Source organism: Planktosalinus sp. (assembly GCF_059864935.1).
The window spans coordinates 1-3042 of the sequence record NZ_JCBCCK010000069.1 but is presented as its reverse complement, the minus strand read 5'-3'; the positions used below and the strand labels follow the sequence as shown (position 1 = coordinate 3042).

Annotated in this window: 2 protein-coding genes; both read right to left on the bottom strand. The window is 38.8% G+C overall.

The window, feature by feature from the left end:
- Nucleotides 1-83: 83 nt before the first annotated feature.
- Entirely contained in the window at nt 84-620 is a 537-nt protein-coding gene (gene pyrR, locus AC6F75_RS03125; protein WP_500713493.1) for a bifunctional pyr operon transcriptional regulator/uracil phosphoribosyltransferase PyrR, read from the bottom strand.
- Between the two features lie 133 nt (nt 621-753).
- Nucleotides 754-2640 (bottom strand): 30S ribosomal protein S1, encoded by a 1887-nt coding sequence (gene rpsA, locus AC6F75_RS03120; RefSeq protein WP_500713492.1) that lies wholly within the window; start codon nt 2638-2640, stop codon nt 754-756.
- Nucleotides 2641-3042 lie beyond the last annotated feature (402 nt).

Below are 3042 nucleotides of genomic sequence, written 5' to 3'. Positions count from 1 at the left end.
TTTTCTCAAAAACTCACTGACTCACAAACTACTCACCTCTACCCACTCACTACCATCCTTCAGAAAACTTTCGGATGGCGAGGCTAACTTACTAAATACACTGCATCTTCCCCTTCATTTTCCTTCCAGCACACTTTTACTTTTTCTTCATTGATAGCGTCCACTTGTCTTCCACGGTAATCGGGTTGAATGGGCAAATGACGGCTGAACCTTCTGTCGATAAGTGTAAGTAATTCGATACCTTTTGGTCTTCCAAAGGATTGTATAGCTGTTAATGCAGCACGAATGCTCCTTCCTGTGTAAAGCACATCGTCTATAAGTACTACATTTTTATCTTCCACCAGAAAATCGATATGGGTTTTATTGGCTTCAAGAGATTTTCCGCCCCTTCTGAAGTCATCCCTGAAAAAGGTGATGTCGAGGTAGCCCAGCTGAATGCCTTTGATCTTGTAATCGTTTTCAAGTATGGATTTAATACGATTGGCCAAAAAAGAACCACGGGGTTGCAGTCCGATTAAAACCGTATTTTCAAATGTATCGTGATTTTCAATGAGATGGCAGGCTAAGCGATGAAGTGCTATATAAACTTCTTTTTCGTTAAGCAACACTTTTTGACTCATGAAGGCGGAGATTTACTGTTGACAAAAGTACATAAAAATATTTCAAACTTCCTTTTTGAATTTTAGATATCTCACAAATAAAAAAGGCCGCCCTAACGGACAGCCTTTTCTTATGATTGATAAAAGTGAAGAATTACTTCTTACCTTCCATCTTGTCTTTGATTTGCTGTAATTTTTCGTTGGCATCACCCAAAGTTGGCTTAGCTTCAGCAGCTGAATCAGCTTGCTTTTTCACGGCTTCCTTAAGGATTTTTGCTTCCTCTTCTCTAAAAATTACAGTGTGGGAAGCTACCACTCTCTTGAATTCTTTGTTGAATTCAATGATTTGGAATTCTGCCTCTTCATTTTTGCCCAATTTGCTTCCGTCTTCTTTTTCAAGGTGACGAGCAGGAACAAACGCTACTACATCTTCGTTAAACTCAACAGTTGCACCTTTGTCAACCAGTTCAGTTACTTTTGCAGTGTGCTTGGTTCCAAGCGCAAATTCTTTTTCATATTTATCCCAGGGATTGGTCTCAGTTTGTTTATGACCTAAGCTCAACTTGCGTCCTTCAACGTCAAGTTCAAGTACAACCACTTCCAGCGTGTCACCAACGTTGGTAAACTCACTTGGGTGCTTGATTTTCTTGGTCCACGAAAGGTCTGAAATGTAGATCAACCCGTCGATTCCTTCTTCAAGTTCAACAAACACACCAAAGTTGGTAAAGTTTTTCACCACTCCTTTGTGTCTTGAACCAACAGGGAATTTGTTGGTAATATCTGTCCATGGGTCTGGAGTCAATTGCTTGATGCCCAAAGACATTTTACGCTCTTCCCTGTCTAAAGTAAGGATAACAGCTTCCACTTCATCACCCACATTTACGAAATCCTGAGCGCTTCTCAAATGAGTAGACCAAGACATTTCGCTTACGTGAATTAAACCTTCAACACCGTCAGCCACTTCGATAAAGGCACCGTAATCTGCAATTACAACAACTTTACCTTTTACTTTATCACCAATTTTAAGTTCTTTGTCAAGAGCTTCCCATGGGTGAGGGTTCAATTGCTTAAGACCTAACTGGATTCTAGTTTTATCTTCGTCAAAATCAAGAATTACAACATTTAATGTTTGGTCTAATTCTACGATTTCATTAGGATGATTGATCCTGCTCCAGGAAAGGTCAGTGATGTGAACTAGTCCGTCAACACCTCCAAGGTCAACAAACACACCATATGAAGTGATGTTTTTCACAACGCCTTCAAGTACTTGTCCTTTTTCAAGCTGACCAATGATTTCTTTCTTCTGCTCTTCAATATCTGCCTCGATAAGTGCTTTGTGAGAAACAACAACGTTTTTGAATTCGTGGTTGATTTTAACCACTTTGAATTCCATTGTTTTTCCAACATAGCCATCATAATCGCGGATTGGCTTCACATCAATTTGTGAACCGGGAAGGAAAGCTTCAATTCCAAAAACGTCAACAATCATACCTCCTTTGGTTCTGCACTTCACATACCCATTAACGATAGTTCCTTTGTCGTGAGCTTCATTTACACGATCCCATGCTTTGATGGTTCTTGCCTTTCTGTGTGAAAGCACAAGCTGACCTGTACTGTCCTCACGAACGTCAATCAACACCTCTACCTTGTCACCCACCTTAAGATTGGGATTGTAACGGAACTCATTAAGAGAAACCACACCTTCACTTTTTGCATTGATGTCAATAATAGCGTCGCGATCGGTCATATGCACAACAACACCTTCAACGACTTCGTCGTCCAATGTGTCAACAAAATTTTCGGCAACTAATTTTTCGAATTCTTCAAGTTTTTTCTCGTCAATTACTTCAATACCTTCTTCGTAATTGTGCCAGTTGAAATCTTGTAGAAATTTCTCGGGATTTGCTTCTTTAGCAGACACCTCTTTTTTGGGTTCTTGAGTAGCTGTAGCAGCTTCCTCTTGTACCTCTTTGTTTTTTGGTTCTTGAGCAGCTTTAGTAGCTTCTACTTGTACCTCTTCGTTTTTTGTTTCTTCAGCCATTGCTGATTAATTAAATTTGTATCCTGTATTCCCTGAAAATTTTAAGCAACTGAAACACAGAAGTGTTTATATTGATTTTTTATAGGTCCCTTTTTTATTTTCACACGTTGCAAAAAGGAGTGCAAAAGTAGTATTAAATTTTTAATTTTCAAACATTTATTGCGCTTACGCGAAAAGAATTAGCCTCTAAACTTTCAGGCACATTCGTTGTTTGCCACTAATGCACGAATAATGGTGTATCAGGGTGCTTTTTAGAAAAACATTCGTGCATTAGTGGCATTTTACTCAAGCCAATGAAGAATTTTTATTTTCTAAAAAAAGTGTAGTTTCGTAAAATCAATATTTTAATTCCAACACAATGACCAAAAGACTATTATTCATTGCCCTGTTTTTATGCTCCGG